This window comes from Variovorax rhizosphaerae, from assembly GCF_037889975.1.
GTDB classification, from domain to species: Bacteria; Pseudomonadota; Gammaproteobacteria; order Burkholderiales; family Burkholderiaceae_C; genus Variovorax; species Variovorax rhizosphaerae.
Genome location: NZ_JBBKZT010000012.1, coordinates 240,587 through 255,742, shown reverse-complemented (window position 1 = coordinate 255,742; position 15,156 = coordinate 240,587). Strand labels below are relative to the sequence as shown.

Genomic DNA, 15,156 nt, shown 5'->3' with positions numbered 1-15,156 from the left:
TTGCTCCTCAGGCGGTGACAGCGACGGCCTGCGAGGCGCGGTCGCGGCGGTAGTAGGCGAGCTTGTCGAGGTCGAGCTGTACGCCCAGGCCAGGCACTTGCGGCAGCTGCAATTCGAAGTCGCGGTATTCGGGGCGCTGCACCACGATGTCGTCCTTGAGCAGCAGCGGGCCGAACAGCTCGGTGCCCCAGGCCAGCGTCGGGCTGGCGGCAAACACATGGGCCGCGGCGATGCTGCCGATGCTGCCTTCCAGCAAGGTGCCGCCGTAGATGCCCACGCCGGCCGCATCGGCAACGGCCGCAGCACGCAAGGTGGGCCAGAGGCCGCCGGCCTGCGAGATCTTCAATGCGTATACGTCAGCCGCGGCATCGGTCGCGAGGTCGAAGGCATCGATGGCATCGTGCACCGCTTCGTCGGCCATGATGGCCACGTCGAAACGTGCTGCAAGCCGCTTCAGCGCGCGGCGGTTGCGACGTGCCACCGGCTGTTCGATCAGGCTGACGCCGATCGCTTCGAGCGCCGCGATGCCTTGCACGGCGGTGGTCTCGTCCCAGGCCTGGTTGACATCGACTGTGAGCATCACCTCATCGCCGAGGCCGCGGCGGATCGCCTGCACATGGGCGATGTCCTCGGCCAGCGGATGGCTGCCGATCTTCAGCTTGAAGACCTTGTGGCGGCGCGCTTCGATCAGGGCCAACGCCTCGTCGACGTCGCGTGTGGCATCGCCGCTGGCGAGGGTCCAGAGAACGGGCAATGCACTGCGCATCGCACCGCCAAGCAGCGCATGCACCGGCAGGCCGAGGCGCTGGCCTTGGACATCGAGCAATGCAATCTCGACGGCCGACTTGGCAAACGAGTTGCCTTGCACCGAAGCGGCCACACGTTGCATGGCGACGTTGACGCGGGTCGCATCGGTACCGACCAGCAGCGGCGCCAGGTAGGTGTCGATCGCGCTCTTGATGCTTTCAGGGCTCTGGTCGCCGTAGGCCAGGCCGCCGATGGTGGTGGCTTCGCCGATGCCGGTGAGACCGTCGCTGCAGACCAGGCGAACGATGACCAGCGTCTGGCGCATCATGGTCGTCATCGCCAGCTTGTGGGCGCGGATGGTCGGCAGGTCGACCAGGATCGCCTCGATGGAGTGGATGGTGGGGCTCGTGTTCATGGATTGAATGGTCCTCTTCACGCGCCCTTTGGTCCAATATCGATTGAGTCCGGCAAAATACCTTCAAGGTATAGAGGCATCGGGTTTTTACCAAGGGAGGCTCTGATCAAGTCCCCCACGGAATGCGCATCCTCTGCTCGGGCGGTCTGCGGCGTTGCAAGTTCTCGCCATAGCGTCAGCCATGGCTGCGGCTTGCGCCTTGCATCCCATCCCGAGCCGAGGCGCGCGTCCTCGCGCGGAACTTGATCAAAGCCTCCGACCCACGCGATCCGCAACAGGAGACATCCATGCACATCGAACTGCGTCACCTGCGCTATTTCTGCGCGGTTGCCCGTGAGCTCAGCTTCAGCCGCGCGGCCGAGCAATTGCACATCGCGCAGCCACCCTTGAGCCGCCAGATCAAGACGCTGGAAGAGGAACTCGGCGTGGAATTGCTGGACCGCACATCGCGCCCGCTGCGCCTCACGCCAGCCGGGCGCTTCTTCCAGATCCAGGCGCAGCAGATGCTCGACCGCATGTCCGAGATTCAGACCGCCACGGTGCGCATCGCCGGTGGCCGCCGCACCTGGTACGCGATCGGTTTCGCGCCCTCCACGCTCTACGGCAAGTTGCCGGACGTGATCCGCCAGTTCCGCGAAGCGCAGCCCGCGGTCGACCTGAACCTCTACGAGATGACGACGGTTCAGCAGGTCGAGGCACTCAAGGCCGGTCGCATCGACATGGGCTTCGGCCGGCTCAACTTCGACGACGAGGACGTGGTCGGCGAACTGGTGCGCGAGGAAAGCGTGATGGTGGCGCTTCCCGTCAACCATCGCCTCGTCAAGCACAAGAAGATCAGCCTGGCCAAGCTGGCGACGGAGCCCCTGCTGCTGTACCCCTCGAAGCCGCGGCCGAGCTATGCCGACCAGGTGCTGGAGATGTTTCAGTCGCGCGGGCTGAAGCCGGTGATCGCGCTGGAGTCGAACGAGGTGCAGACCGCCATCGGCCTGGTCGTCGCGGGCCTCGGCTACGCACTGGTGCCGCAGTCGGTTCAGAACCTGCACCGCGAGGGCGTGCTCTACCTGCCGTTGGGAGACGAGGGTGTGACGACGCCGGTCATCATGAACCGGCGTCGCAACGATGAATCGGAGTTGACGACCTACCTGGCCGAGATGGTCCGGTCACTGCCGACGTCCGTGCGCAGCATCGCGCGGCGAGCGCAACAGGCCGCCGCGACCGATCAAACCGCGTAGCGCGACGCCGCCTCTTCGTTCCAGGAGATTCCGATGCCGGGCTCGTCGCCAATGACAGCAGAGCCGTCCTGAAAGGACAGCGGATGGGCAAGGATCGGGCCGGCCAGATCCATGCGCTCGAGCCAATGGGCGGTTGGTGTCACCGCCATCAAATGCGCGCTGACTTCCTGGAAGATGTGGCTCGACATCGGAATGCCGCGCACCTGCGCAATCGTCGCCGCGCGCAGCCAACCGGTGACGCCGCCGATCTTCATGGCATCGGGCATCGCGAGGTCGCAGGCGCCTGCATCCAGCGCCTTCGTCATCTCGTCGACGCCACACCAGTTCTCCCCCATCTGGACCTGCACCGTCACCTTGGCGCGGATCGAGGCATGGCCGCGATAGTCCTCCTGGAGCGTCGGCTCCTCGACCCATGCAATGCCCTCGTTCTGAAGCGCAAGAATGCGACGCGTGGCCTCGGGCACCGTCAATCCCTGGTTGTAGTCGACCATGATCGCCATGTCGGGCCCCGTGGCCTTGCGCAAGGCGCGGACGATGTCCAGGTCTTCTTCCAGCGTGGCATAGCCGACCTTGGTCTTGATGGCCTTGTAGCCTTCGTCCCGCGCTCGCGCAGCACGCTCGACCCCGAGCGCCTTGCCGTCCATGCCGTGGCTGTCGTAGGCCGGCACCGAACGGGGCCGTCCACCCAGTAGCGTGACAAGCGGCAGGCCCTGTTGGATTGCCAGTGCGTCCCAGGCCGCCATGTCGATGCCGGCGCACGCCATCAAGGCCACGCCGGTACGGCCCAGCAAGCGAAGGCGCTGCACGAATCCCCGGTCCAGTTCGAACGGCGAAAGCGGCTGACCTTCGATCGAACGCCCCAATGCGAGCACCATCTGCCGGGTCGCTTCCAATGCCATGGGGGTGTACGTGAACAGGTACGCGCGCCCAATGACACCGGCGTCCGTCGAGATGTCGATCAGCACGAGCGGCGATGTTGCGATGGTGCCGACGCTGGTGCGCACCGGGTACTTCAATGGCACGTTGACCGCACGCGCCATCACCGACGTGATGATCGGGACATTGGGGCGAACAAGGGTCGTACTCATGGTTGTCTCCAGGTGCGGTGAGGATGGTTGATCAGGCAATCTCGATCTCCAGGACGGTGGGCCGCGAGTTGCCCAGTGCCTCACGCAGAGTGTCATGCAAAGCAGCCGAAGTGGCCACGCGCACGGCCTCGCAGCCCAGGCTCCTCGCCAGCCCGACGAAGTCGATGTCCGGAAGCTCGGTGCCCTGCACCACGTCGGCTGCACCGAAGCCGAACACCGGCGCGAACTCCTGCAGCGCAGCGTAGCGGCGGTTGTTGAGGATCACGAAGGTGATGGGCAGCCGGAGTTGCGCAGCGCTCCACAGCGCCTGGATCGAGTACATGCTCGACCCATCGCCGATCAGCGCGATGACACGGGTTCCAGGCTTGGCCAGCGCGACGCCGACGGCCGCGGGCATGCCGTAGCCCAGGCCACCGCTGTCCATCGTGAAGAAGCCTTCGCTGCGCGTGATCGGCAGGTGCTCCTGCATGGCCGAGCGCGCGCTGGGCGCCTCCTCGACCACGATATCCGCTGCGTCGCGTACTTCGGCAAGCGTCTGCAGGACGTAGGCCGCCGACAGGGGACCGGAAGGTTCGACCTTCGGCCGGGCGACGCGAGGCGGAGGCGTCGGTCGTGCCGGTGGGGCCGACCGTGCCAGCAGGTCCTTGATGGCCAGCCCCACGCTGCAGACCGCGGCCATGCCTGCCGGCGTCCAGGCCGCCGTGTCCGGGTCGTCGATCACCTGGCACAACACGGCACCCGGTGGCACGTGCGGCCCGGCGCCCTCCACGTGATAAGTGAACGCCGGTGCGCCAATGGCGAAGACCACGTCATGGCCCTGCAACAGTCCGACGATCTTCTCGCGCGCGGCCGGCAGGAAGCCGGCAAACAGCCGGTGGTCTTCCGGAAAGCTGCATCGTCCGGCCAACGGCGCGGCCCACACGCGGGCGTTGTGCATCTCGGCCAGCGCCACCACCGCATCCCACGCACCATCACGGTCCACTGCCGCGCCGACCACGAAGGCCGGGCGATGGCTGGCATCGAGCGCAGCGCCGATCTGGTCGAGCACGACCGGGTCGGCACCCAGGCGTGTGCCCACCACGCGCTCGGCGACAGACTCGGCCGGCTGGTCCCAATCGTCGACAGGAACCGACACCAGCACCGGTCCGCACGGCGGCATCATCGAAACGTAGTAGGCCCGTGCAATGGCGAGAGGCACGTCCTGCGCACGGGCCGGCTGCACACTCCACTTGACGTAGGGCTTGGGCAATTCCGTTGCGTGTGGCGAGGCCAGGAACGGATCGAATGGCAGGATGGACCGCGCCTGCTGGCCGGCGGTGATCACCATCGGCGTGCGGTTCTTGTGTGCCGTGAAGATGTTGCCCATCGCATTGCCGACGCCGGCTGCGGAATGCAGGTTGACGAAGGACGCATTGCGCGTGGCCTGCGCATATCCGTCCGCCATGCCGACGACGACCGCTTCCTGGAGTCCGAGCACATAGCGGAAATCGCTCGGGAAGCCGCGGAACATCGGCAACTCGGTGGAGCCGGGATTTGCGAACACCGAGGTCATGCCGAATCGCCGCATGAGGTCGTAGACGGCGTCGCGCACGGTGATGGAGGTCAGGCGATCTGCCAGTGATTCGTTGGCTGTGATGCGAAGCGGCATGTTCATGCCCGCAGTATCAAAGTCGCGGCGCACAAGCGAAATTGCCATTTCGCGAGAAAGCCATTACCGTTTTGCATGCCCTACGACTTGCAGCACCTGCATGCCTTCGCGACCATCATCGAGACCGGCAGCCTGGGGCGCGCTGCGGTGGCCTTGAACATCACGCAACCGGCGCTCAGTCGCACCATCAAGCGCCTGGAAGACCAGGTCGGCGCACCGCTCTTCGAACGCCATTCCAAGGGGATGCACCTGACCGACATCGGCGGCGTGCTGCTGCCGCACGCGACCTTGCTGCTGCGCGAATCCGAGCATGCGAGCGAAGAAATCAACGCGATGCGCGGGCTTGCCAAGGGCACGATTCGCGTCGGCGCGCTGGGCACCATCGCCTGCCTTGCATTGCCGCAGGCGATCGACCGTGTGCTGGTGAAGTGGCCGAAGCTGCGCGTGTACGTCGTCGAAGGCGTATGGGACCGGCTCGCCGAAGGACTGGTCAAGCACGAGATCGATCTGGCATTGGGTGTTTCCGTGGCGGACAGCGCCGAGATCACCGCCATCAAGGACTGCCGTTGGGACGACCGCAGCCACGTCGTGGCCGCGCTCGATCACCCATTGCGGCGAAAGAAGGCGCTTGAACTCGCCGACGTGATCGACCAGCGCTGGACCACCACGCCCAAGGGAACGGCGCCCTATGCCCACATGGAGCAGGTTTTCGCGGACAACGGACTGGGCATGCCCGAGATCCTGGTCGAGACCCGCTCCGTCATGATGCTCAAGAACCTCGTGGCCCAATCCGGCTTCCTGAGCTGGATGCCCGAACCGCTGTACCAGGCGGAAATCAAGGCGTCGCTGCTGGATGCCTTGCCGATCCCGGGTGTGATCGGCACGCGCACCATGACGGCGTTTCGCCGGCGCAATGGCATCCTGCCTGGCCCCGCCGTCAAGTTGCTCGAAGAATTGCGCCTGCTCATGGCGCAGGACCCGCCGGCTTCCGCTTGATCGATCACTCCTTGTACGACGGATCGATCCGATCGAGGAGACGAAGCAGCGCCCGCCAGTCGCGACCTTGCAGGAAGGACGCATCGTTGTCGAACTGCGATGCGGTGTGCTCGCAGACCTCTGGAGGGGGAAGCGTCATCGTGCGATTCCCGGCAAGCGCCGCCACCTGGATCTGGCATGCGCGCTCCAGGAAGAACATCTCCTTGAAGGCATCGCCGACGGTCTTGCCCACCGTCAGCAGGCCGTGGTTGCGCAGGATCAGGACCTTCTTGCTCCCGAGATCCTGCACCAGCCGACGCTGCTCATCGAGGTCGAGCGCAATGCCTTCGAAGCCGTGATAGGCCACGCGGTCATGGAAGCGCAGCGCATGCTGCGAAAGCGGCAGCAATCCTTCTGCCTGCGCCGACACCGCTACCCCTGCCGCGGTGTGCGTGTGGAGCACACACACCGCGTCGGGCCTGGCCTGGTGGATGGCGCCGTGGATCACGAAAGCCGCGGGGTTGACGTCATAGGGCACGTCATCGACCAGGTTGCCAGCGACATCCACCTTGACGAGGTTGGACGCCGAGACCTCCTCGTACAACAGGCCGAAAGGGTTGATCAGGTAGTGATCCGGCGAGCCGGGGATGGCCGCAGAGATGTGGTTGTAGACCCAATCCGTCATGCGGAAGTGCGCGACGAGGCGATAGCAGGCGGCGAGTTCGACCCGCATTGCCCACTCGGCCGGGTCGACCTGGTGGGACGTGCGCCGGCTCTCGGCAAGCGCCTCGATGAGTTGGGGATTCGTCAGGGGCATGGTTGTCATGGTGGGTCTCCGGTTCGGATATGGATTACTTGCCCAGTGCGACTGGCACGGGGTTCAGTGGCGTGGCCGGGCTCCGGGCAAGCTTCGGAATGTGGCGCTTGACCACCAGCAGTGCGACCGTCACCAGCAACATGGACGAGCCCAGCAACGTCAGGTAGCCGGCGGCGCCGCCCGCCGTGATGACCATGGCGCCGGCAAAAGCGCTCAGGATGGCGCCCAGTCGACCGAAGGACAGGCCTCCCGCCGTGCCGGTCGCCCGGATGTTGGTCGGGTAGATGTAGGCGCACAGGGCGTACAAGGTGCACTGGACGGCATTGACGAAGAGCCCCAGCACGCCGAGCCCCAAGATCAGCAGGTTCGTGTCCTGGGCCACGTTCACATTCTTGAGCAGGAACGCCATGCCGACCGCCCCGGCGCTGGCGACGACCATCGGCCAGCGCGATCCGAACCTCGCGATGACCACCGCACAACCCAGCCCACCCAGCACGCCACCGAGGTTCCAGGCCGTCAAGCCGGAGCCGGCGATCTGCGTGGGCAGCCCTTCGGAAGCCAGCATCGTCGGCAGCCAGCTGAACGCGCTGTAGACCGTCAGCAAGCACATGAAGAACGCACACCAGATCGCGATGGTGTCGCGCTTGCGCCCGGTCTCGAACAAGGCACCGAAGCCCTTGCGCTTTTCGACGGCCTGTTCGGTCAGGTCGGTGAAGACCGTGTTGGCAACCGTCGGCCGCTGCATGCGGGACAGCAAGCCGGCCAGTTCGCTCCAGCGCCCACCGTGGCGGGCAAGGTAGCGCGGCGATTCCGGCAGCTTGAACAGCAGCAGGATGCCCATCACCATGGGGATCGCGCCACCGATGAAGAAGAGGCCGCGCCAACCGTACAGGGGCAGCACGACGCTGGCGAAGAGCCCTGCGAGCATCCCGCCCAATGGCACGCAAACGATCGTGGCCGTGACCGCCAGCGTCCGGCGACGTGCCGGCGTGAACTCGGCCGTCATCGTGGTCGATGTCGGCAATGCGCCGCCAATGCCGAGGCCGGCAATGAAGCGCAGGATGGCAATCGTCAGGATGTCGGGCGCAAACCCGATGGCGCAGGTGGCGGCACCGAAGAGGAAGACGCTGGCGACCACCGCCAGCCGGCGACCGAAGCGATCTGCGAAAAGGCCAGCGCCAGCGCTGCCGATGCCCATGCCGACCAGCCCGGCCGCCACCGTCGGTGCGAAGGCGCCACGGGTGATGCCCCACTCCTTGATGATGTCGGGAATCGCATAGCCGATGAGTTGGCCGTCGAAGCCGTCCAGCACGATCGACAGCGAGGCCAGCAGCACCACCATCTTCTGCATGCGCGTGAACGGGCCGTCATCGAGGAGGCGCCCGATGTCCACGGACGGACCGTGGCGTGCTGCGGTCGTGCTCATCGCGAGACCTCCGCGAAACAGATGCAAGCGCTGCGATTCAGGGGCGGCATGGCGTGCCGCAGGGACGTGGCGAAGCCACCAGGATGAAATCCGGTCATGACGTTTGTCTCCGTGGGTTGAGCGGTCAGCGCTCGTGTGCAGGCTCGGCGCTGTGGGGTGCGGATTCAGTATCGAATTTCAAGCCCGGCATTGAAATTGCCGTTTCGCGCAAAAGTCATGCTCGCCGCGACATGGCTGCAAAGACAGTTCTCGCGAGATTCGGAAGTGAACTGCTCGTGCATGTCGTGGTGAACACGCAGCGCGACGATGGCCTTCGCATCGAGCTGCTTGGCCGTCAAACATGCACCTGTGGCTTTTGCCCAGGAGTTGCCGCTGCTACATTAACAACGCTGGCAACCGAGCGTTCTGATGTCGGCAAATGCCGACGCTGCGAGGGACACTTTTCGTGCCACAACGACTAACTCAGACTGCCGGCTCCGCCGGGTTTCCGCTTGAGTTCAATGGACGCAAGTTGTTTGCCTCGCGCGATCAACTTGTTGCCATTGTTCAAAGCCGGTTGGGCCAGGCGCATGGCGACCTGTTCGCGGTGCCGAAGCCCACGGACGACGGCGCCATCGAGTGGTCTACGCGCCTTGCTGGCGAAGCGGTGCCAGCCACATCACTTCTCCCGGAAGAGCGTCAAAAAGTCGAGCGCATTGCACAGCGCCTGTTGAATGACGTGCGCAGCCTCGGCGAGCAACTGCGCTCCGAAGGCGCCTCGGCACTCATGGTCGGTCAGATGCTGGAACAGGCCACGCGCTTTCCGAGCGGAGATTGGCTCTACAGCGTTGGCGGCAAGCCGGTCATGTTGATGTGGGGACACAGCGATGCGCTTGAGCAGAGCGCGCACGTCGTGGCCGCGCCCGCGTCCAAAGCCGTCGCCGCCGCCGCTGTTTCCGCACCGGAAGTGCCTGTTGTCGCTGCCGTTGCGGCGCCAGCCGCCGCGGTCGACGTCGGGGTCACCCAGGTTGCCGCCGCATCCGGCAGCCGCGGCATCTGGCGATGGCTGGTTGGCGGGCTGTTCTTGCTGGCCATCGTGGCCTTCGTGCTGTTGGGCTTGAAGCGTTGCAGCGACTTGTCCGGACGCACGGGCGACTTCGCCAGGCAGATCAGCGAGGCCGAAGCGGCCAACAAGGCACTTGAGGCGGAAATCGCCAAGACCCGTGCGGACACGCCCAAGTTCATCTGCGTCCGTCCGCCCGACCCGACCCCGCCACCGGCACCCGAACCCACGCCGCCTCCGCAAGCGGCCGCCGAGCCCCCACCCGCTGCTCCACCCGTCGAACCGACGCCCGAGCCGCCGACGCCCAAGGTCGCCGAGGCCCCCAAGGTCGATCCCTACGATGCGCTGACCAAGAAGGTCAACGCGAGCAAGAAGGACTGCAAGGCACTGCAGCAATTGACGCGCGATCCCTTGATAGCGCGAGGCAAGGATCCACGCGCAGCGCCGCTCAAGGAGCAGGTCATGCAGGCGCTTCAGCAGAACTGCAAGGAGCAGATGATCAAGGAGGCGAAGAACATGTGCCCCGGCCAGCGCCCCAAGGAACTCGCCCCCGAGTTGGCCCTGGTGTTCGACGCATCGGGCTCGATGCGATTCAGCCTGGACGTGACCGAGCAGGAGATCCAGCAGATGGCGGCCATGGACGCGATGCAGAACATGATGAAGCAGTTCCTGGGCGGCCGGGGTGGTCCTGGCGTGGACATGGCCCGGCTCACGCGAGAGCCATCACGCATCACGGCGGCCAAGCAGGCGGCTGTTGCCGCGGTTCAACGGGCGCCGTCGGATTCGAACATCGGACTGGTGCTGGTCGACCAGTGTCCCGCCGCCAGGAGCGCAGGCTACTATCCGCCGGCGCGGCGCGGCGAACTGCTCGGAGGTTTGCAATCGATCCAGCCGCGGGGTGGAACGCCGCTGGCGGATGGCGTGGCCAAGGCGGGCCAGATGATCGATGGCGTGACGCGCGAAGCCTTGATGGTGGTGATCTCCGACGGCGTGGAAAGCTGCGGCCAGGATCCTTGCGCCGTCGCTGCGGCGCTCGCCCGCAGCAAGCCGCACCTGAAGATCAACGTCGTGGACATCACGGGCACGGGTGCCGGCAACTGCCTGGCCAAGGCCACGGGGGGGCGCGTGTTCACCGCGCGCAATGCCGCCGAAGTGGCCGCCATGACCCGCAGGGCCGCCGAGGACGTGATGGGTCCGGCCAACTGCGCAAAGTGAAACCCACCCCCGCGGCGCCCGGGCGGCCGCCAGAGGCGGCTGCTCCTGCGGGCCGTCCGAGCCTGCGCAGGCAGGCTTGGAGCCGCGGCCCTCAGCCGCTCAAGGGGGCGCACCCAGCGGCCCGGCAAAGCCGGTTCCGCGGGTGCCCACGAACGGGCATTGCTCGCACAAACTTCATGTGCCGCGGGTCGCGCGACAGCGTGGTGGAAAACTGAAATGAGCCGGTGAGCGCTCGCCCCGAAGTGCGTTGCTGGGTCGGGGCTGGCGGTCAGTTGGCGGTCAACGCCTTCAATGCGGTATCGAGATCCTTCTTGCGCTTCTCGAGGTCACGCAGGTGGGCCTCCTTCGCCGCGTCGGCCTTCGGGTCGGGTGTCTTCGCCATCTTGGCGCGCTGGTTCTCCAGGTCGGCGTTCTGGGTTTCCTGCCGAATCGAGTCGAGCTGCCGCTTGAGTTCCGCGTGACGAGACTGGCTCACCTTCTTGGCCTGGAGTGCCCGCTTGAGTTGCGCATCCTGCGCGTTGAGGTCGCCATTCAGCGTGTTGATCCGGCGAGCGTCCCGCTCGATGGCCTCGTTGCGTAGCGCGACATCCTGCTTCAACTGGACATTGGTTTGCTGGGCCGTGGCCAGGTTCGAGTTGGCCGTGGCGATGTCGCTCTCCATCTGCCCACCCGACGCCGTATAGCTCTTGGACGCGAGATAGGCATTGTTCGCGCAGCCGGCAAGGGCAAGGGCAAGGGCAAGCAGCGCGCCAACGCCGGCCTTCGGAAATCGGATCGTCATGGGGATTCCTTTCGTCATCCTAGAAAAAGCAGTTGGATGCGCCCGAGTGCGCCGTGATCGGCGTGCCAGGCAAGGCGGGAGAACGCCGCGGGCTCATGCCCGCAAGGCCGAGCAACGCCGCATGACACGTCGAGCGCGGTGCAATCGGGTGCATAGCGCTTTCACCCCGGCGGCGAACGTGATCGAAGGCAGAAGTTTCAGCTTCCATGCGGCTTTTCCAAAGGTTGAGCGCGGTCAACTGCTTTTTCTAGGGTCATGCCTTCGAGACGGAGAGCGCCTTGTTGTAGGCGCTCACCGTGCTCTCAAGTTGGCCTATCTGCTGGTCCATGCGCCTGATCTCGCCGTCCATGTCGCGCGTGTTCTCGCGCGACCCCTTCAGCTTTTCCGACGCCTCGGCATATTCCTGACGCGTCTTGCGCGCCTGCGTCAGCGTCTGGTTCATCGATGCGATGTTCTTTTCTTCGCGCGCACGCGCTTGCTGGGCTTCCGCGGTACTCACCTTTTTCGCCGCGATATCCCGCTGGAGCTTGGCCAGGCGCGCCTGCCCTTCGGCCAAGACGCGGCTGGACGTGTCGAGGTACGCCTGGAGACGGTTGTTGTCCTGCTGCACGTCGGCGGCGGCGGCCTGCGCGGCGCGCACATTCTGCCGTCCCGCCTGCTCCTTCTTGGCCGTGAGGTAGCCATCGATTCCCAACGCTGTGCCACCGACCACGGCGCCTGCCGCAGCGCCCGTCAGGATACTTTTCTTGTCCTTGCGCCCTGTCACCGCTCCCAGCACCCCACCAAGGAGCGCGCCGCCAGCGGCGCCGGTCAACACGGCCGAAATCACGGTGTTGTTGAAGCGCTCCTCGTCCTCCCGCAATTGCATTTCGGCGGGGCTCAAGGACTGGGACTGCGCCCCGGCTGGCGAAGAACCCGCCGTCGGCCCCGGTGCCTGGCAGCCGGCCAGGGAAAGAATGACCGCTGCAACGATGGCGCGTGTGCCAGCGTGCTGCCAGGTGGTGATGTTCATTTGTTGAGTACCTTTGCTTCCATGGATGTCAGTTCTGCAAGCAACTCTGGTTTCGAGACCGGTTTGCCCGTTCGCGCGCCCTGGCTCCGGGTCATCACCAGGTCGACCAGCGGCGTGTAGCCGGGCACCGAGCGGGCCTCGAACTCGCGCTTCAATATCTCGCCTTGCGCAGCGGTGGTTGCGGTCGGGTAGTCGAGCCCGATCTGCTTGACCGTTTCGATCATGTAGTTGAGCGTTGCGTCCAGATTCTCTTTGCTCGCGTCGATCGTCGCGCGTATTTTCTTGTCGTCGGGCGCGACCTTGGCATACATCTCCTGCGCCCGGATCTTGAGTCCGTCCTCCAGGATCTTCCGGCCCAGGTAGGCGGCAACGCGGATCTCGCTTCGAGCGGACCGGTCGCGCTGTTCATTGCGTGCCTGGATGTTGGCCTTGATCACGTTGCCGACGCCTTCGATGCGCGCTTTCAGGGCCGGGTCGGTGGTGGCCTTGGCGAGTGCCTCGACTTCCTTCACCGGGTCGGTCAGCGACTGCGACGCGCTGACGCCCGAGTCGGCCAGGCCGGTCCACAGGCTGCGCACGGACTGCAGCCGCGTCGCGCTCGGCAGCGCGCCGGGCACGACGACCAGCCGCAACCCCGTGGCCTTGTCGCGCCGCTCGCCGTTCTTGTCGATCGGGATGTACTCGGTGCGCGCCGCGCTGCGCAAATCCGCCAGCGCCGTACGGTAGTCGCCGCCCTTGACGATGTAGCCACCGGCCTGGCCGTGCAGGCGCGAATACTTGTTGAGGCGGAAGGCATCGAGCACGAACTCGCCCGCATTGCCCAGCACGTCGTACAGGCCGAGCGGGTTGGGCTTGAGCAAGCCGATGCCGTTGAGCTCGTTGTTGGACGAGTCGGTGCCGGCATACCAGGCATAGCGCTGCGGGCCCTCGGGCATCGCGAAGGCCGGCTGCTCGAACACGGTTTCGCCAACCGCCACGCCACCGCGTGCCGCGAACTCCCACTCCGCCTCGGTCGGCAGCCGCACGAATCCCGGCGCACCTTCTTCCTGCGGCAGCTTGGCGGCCGCATTCTTTGCCAGCCAGTCGGCATAGCGCCCGCTGAAGTAAGCGGCCTCGCTCCAGGTGATGCCGGTCTTCGGCAGCCGTCCATCGGGATTCACTGCCGGGCAGGTGCCGGAAACCGCGTCGAACTGCAGTGCGGTGACTTCGTACTTGCCGATGAGGTAATAACGCTGGCCCTTGACCTTGGCGTCCGAGAAGCCGCCACCGACATAGTCGCTGCGCGAATTCTCGGCGTAGGCGAAGCGTGCCTCCGGATTGCCCAGCATGACCCGGCGGTCGTCCAGTGCGTTCGCGCTGGGGACGTTGACGCGCCGGAAGACCATCGAGCCGCCGCAAGGCATCGGCAGGACAACGTCGTCCGTCGCCGGCTTCGGGTTGACGAGATCAACGGGCCATGGCGCCTGCGCCAACGCGGAGCCTGTCGACAGGCAGGACCACGCGGCCACCTGGGCGACGCGGCGGCCAAATTCAGTTGTCACGCAATTCATCGGCAGCCTCTACTCTGGATGCGCGCCAGCCGCCCCACAGGGCCGGCAGCACGGAAATGATGATCGCGGCCAGCAGGCCCGCGCCCATGTTGCCCGGTGGCAGTCGCACGGCAGCTTCGTTGGGTGACAGGTGCGCAGCGAAATGCAGGTTGATCGCGGTCGCGGTGGCGCCATAGAAAGCCAGCGCCAGCATGCCGCCGACGAGCGAGACGACGACGGCATTCACACAGGGCAACGCCATCAGCCACGCGCGCCCGTGCCCGGTGAGTTTCAGCAGCGCGTATTCGCGCCGCTTGCGACGCAGCGTGGAAAACTGCAATGCCGACAACGCCACCAGCGCGCCAGCCACCGCGATGCCGCCGATCAGCGCCAGCACCGTGCGCAGGTTCTGCTGCAGTCCCAGCGTGGCGGCGATTTCACGGACCCGCGTGTGCGTGGAAACGCCCTCGGCCTCCAGCCGCGCGGCCAGCGGCTCGACATCGCGTATCGACCTGGCATACAAGCGGAACAGGGGATAGGTTTCCGTCTTCGGTGCCGGGCCCGAGCCTTCGGCGCTGAACCCGTCGATCACATAGCCGTCGCGCCACGACTGCACCGATTCGAGCAAGGCCAGCGAGGCCAGCGCGGCGCGGGACTCCACCTGCTCGGGCGGCAGGATCGCGGCGATCTTCAAGTCGACCACCGCTTGCTCGCTGCGCCCGTTCCGCTCGCGCTCCAGCGACAACTGAACCACCTGGCCCGCCTTGGCCGAGATCTGCTGTGCGGCGGAAGCACTCAACAGCACGGTGTTGCCATCGGGCGGCGCGAACGTGCCCAGCAGCGGATCGCGCGTCGCCGTCGGCAGCAGGTCGACGCGGACAGGTGCATTGGCGCCCTCGCTGTAGAGATCGACCTGGCTGGCGAGGGCGCGCGTGTTGGGCATGACGAAGCTGGCTTCCGGCCACTGCCTCACCCGCTCGAACCAGGCCGCATCGAAGCGCGTGCTGCCGCTGCTCTCCGGCAACAGCAGGCGCATCAACGGATCGTGGTCCTGGCGCTCGACAAGCGCGCCGATCACGCCGAGTTCCAGCCCCCACAGCGTGCCGATCGGCGCCATCGTGGCGGCCAGCACGCATGCGGCGCAAAAGGCGAGCCAGCGTTCGTGCCAGAGGTCGTTGAAGCTCAGTCGGAGCAACTGGGACAGGCGAAGGCGCGGGTGGCTCATCGGC

Annotated in this window: 13 protein-coding genes; 3 read left to right on the top strand and 10 right to left on the bottom strand. The window is 65.9% G+C overall.

The features are described 5' to 3' along the window. Positions 1-7 precede the first annotated feature (7 nt). Entirely contained in the window at positions 8-1,162 is a 1,155-nt protein-coding gene (locus WKW82_RS25255; protein ID WP_340345144.1) for a muconate/chloromuconate family cycloisomerase, read from the bottom strand. A gap of 287 nt (positions 1,163-1,449) precedes the next feature. Between WKW82_RS25255 and WKW82_RS25250 the strand changes: the two genes are divergently transcribed. Further along, a complete protein-coding gene (locus WKW82_RS25250; protein WP_340345143.1) occupies positions 1,450-2,394 on the top strand; it encodes a LysR family transcriptional regulator in 945 nt (314 codons plus the stop codon). Here the strand turns inward: WKW82_RS25250 and WKW82_RS25245 are convergent. Continuing rightward, positions 2,382-3,482: an enolase C-terminal domain-like protein gene (locus WKW82_RS25245; RefSeq protein ID WP_340345142.1), complete on the bottom strand. Its 1,101-nt coding sequence runs from the start codon at positions 3,480-3,482 to the stop codon at positions 2,382-2,384. The genes WKW82_RS25250 and WKW82_RS25245 overlap by 13 nt on opposite strands. 31 nt (positions 3,483-3,513) lie before the next feature. Next, complete coding sequence (gene mdlC, locus WKW82_RS25240; RefSeq protein ID WP_340345141.1) at positions 3,514-5,136, bottom strand: benzoylformate decarboxylase; 1,623 nt, start codon at positions 5,134-5,136, stop codon at positions 3,514-3,516. A 69-nt stretch (positions 5,137-5,205) separates the two neighbouring features. Between mdlC and WKW82_RS25235 the strand changes: the two genes are divergently transcribed. Then, complete coding sequence (locus WKW82_RS25235) at positions 5,206-6,126, top strand: LysR family transcriptional regulator (RefSeq protein ID WP_340345139.1); 921 nt, start codon at positions 5,206-5,208, stop codon at positions 6,124-6,126. Between the two features lie 4 nt (positions 6,127-6,130). Here WKW82_RS25235 and WKW82_RS25230 read toward each other — a convergent pair whose 3' ends face one another. From WKW82_RS25230 to WKW82_RS25220, 3 genes are all read right to left on the bottom strand, one after another. Next, positions 6,131-6,931 carry a class II aldolase/adducin family protein gene (locus tag WKW82_RS25230; RefSeq protein WP_340345138.1) on the bottom strand — a complete coding sequence of 267 codons (801 nt, stop codon included), beginning with the start codon at positions 6,929-6,931 and terminating at the stop codon, positions 6,131-6,133. Positions 6,932-6,956: 25 nt separating this feature from the next. Further along, on the bottom strand, positions 6,957-8,348 hold the full coding sequence (locus WKW82_RS25225) for an MFS transporter (protein WP_340345137.1): 1,392 nt from the start codon (positions 8,346-8,348) through the stop codon (positions 6,957-6,959). Between the two features lie 164 nt (positions 8,349-8,512). Further along, a complete protein-coding gene (locus tag WKW82_RS25220; protein ID WP_340345135.1) occupies positions 8,513-8,686 on the bottom strand; it encodes a hypothetical protein in 174 nt (57 codons plus the stop codon). A 107-nt stretch (positions 8,687-8,793) separates the two neighbouring features. Between WKW82_RS25220 and WKW82_RS25215 the strand changes: the two genes are divergently transcribed. Then, positions 8,794-10,605: a vWA domain-containing protein gene (locus tag WKW82_RS25215; protein ID WP_340345134.1), complete on the top strand. Its 1,812-nt coding sequence runs from the start codon at positions 8,794-8,796 to the stop codon at positions 10,603-10,605. A 268-nt stretch (positions 10,606-10,873) separates the two neighbouring features. On the opposite strand, the gene WKW82_RS25210 is transcribed toward WKW82_RS25215, so the two are convergent. The 4 genes from WKW82_RS25210 to WKW82_RS25195 all read right to left on the bottom strand — a co-directional run bounded on the left by WKW82_RS25210 (position 10,874) and on the right by WKW82_RS25195 (position 15,152). Next, positions 10,874-11,386, bottom strand: a complete 513-nt coding sequence (locus tag WKW82_RS25210; RefSeq protein WP_340345132.1) for a hypothetical protein — start codon at positions 11,384-11,386, stop codon at positions 10,874-10,876. Between the two features lie 253 nt (positions 11,387-11,639). Beyond that, complete coding sequence (locus WKW82_RS25205) at positions 11,640-12,398, bottom strand: hypothetical protein (protein WP_340345130.1); 759 nt, start codon at positions 12,396-12,398, stop codon at positions 11,640-11,642. Further along, entirely contained in the window at positions 12,395-13,939 is a 1,545-nt protein-coding gene (locus WKW82_RS25200; protein WP_340345129.1) for a formylglycine-generating enzyme family protein, read from the bottom strand. Before WKW82_RS25200 ends, WKW82_RS25205 begins: the two co-directional genes overlap by 4 nt. After that, positions 13,929-15,152: an ABC transporter permease gene (locus WKW82_RS25195; protein WP_340345128.1), complete on the bottom strand. Its 1,224-nt coding sequence runs from the start codon at positions 15,150-15,152 to the stop codon at positions 13,929-13,931. The genes WKW82_RS25200 and WKW82_RS25195 overlap by 11 nt, the downstream gene beginning before the upstream one ends. Positions 15,153-15,156: the final 4 nt, after the last annotated feature.

Bases quoted from the DNA above. Each gene is read 5' to 3' on its own strand.
- WKW82_RS25230 (WP_340345138.1), bottom strand. From the start codon at position 6,931: ATGACAACCATGCCCCTGACGAATCCCCAACTCATCGAGGCGCTTGCC.
- mdlC (WP_340345141.1), bottom strand. From the start codon at position 5,136: ATGAACATGCCGCTTCGCATCACAGCCAACGAATCACTGGCAGATCGC.
- WKW82_RS25225 (WP_340345137.1), bottom strand. From the start codon at position 8,348: ATGAGCACGACCGCAGCACGCCACGGTCCGTCCGTGGACATCGGGCGC.
- WKW82_RS25195 (WP_340345128.1), bottom strand. From the start codon at position 15,152: ATGAGCCACCCGCGCCTTCGCCTGTCCCAGTTGCTCCGACTGAGCTTC.
- WKW82_RS25205 (WP_340345130.1), bottom strand. From the start codon at position 12,398: ATGAACATCACCACCTGGCAGCACGCTGGCACACGCGCCATCGTTGCA.
- WKW82_RS25210 (WP_340345132.1), bottom strand. From the start codon at position 11,386: ATGACGATCCGATTTCCGAAGGCCGGCGTTGGCGCGCTGCTTGCCCTT.
- WKW82_RS25235 (WP_340345139.1), top strand. From the start codon at position 5,206: ATGCCCTACGACTTGCAGCACCTGCATGCCTTCGCGACCATCATCGAG.
- WKW82_RS25245 (WP_340345142.1), bottom strand. From the start codon at position 3,482: ATGAGTACGACCCTTGTTCGCCCCAATGTCCCGATCATCACGTCGGTG.
- WKW82_RS25250 (WP_340345143.1), top strand. From the start codon at position 1,450: ATGCACATCGAACTGCGTCACCTGCGCTATTTCTGCGCGGTTGCCCGT.
- WKW82_RS25255 (WP_340345144.1), bottom strand. From the start codon at position 1,162: ATGAACACGAGCCCCACCATCCACTCCATCGAGGCGATCCTGGTCGAC.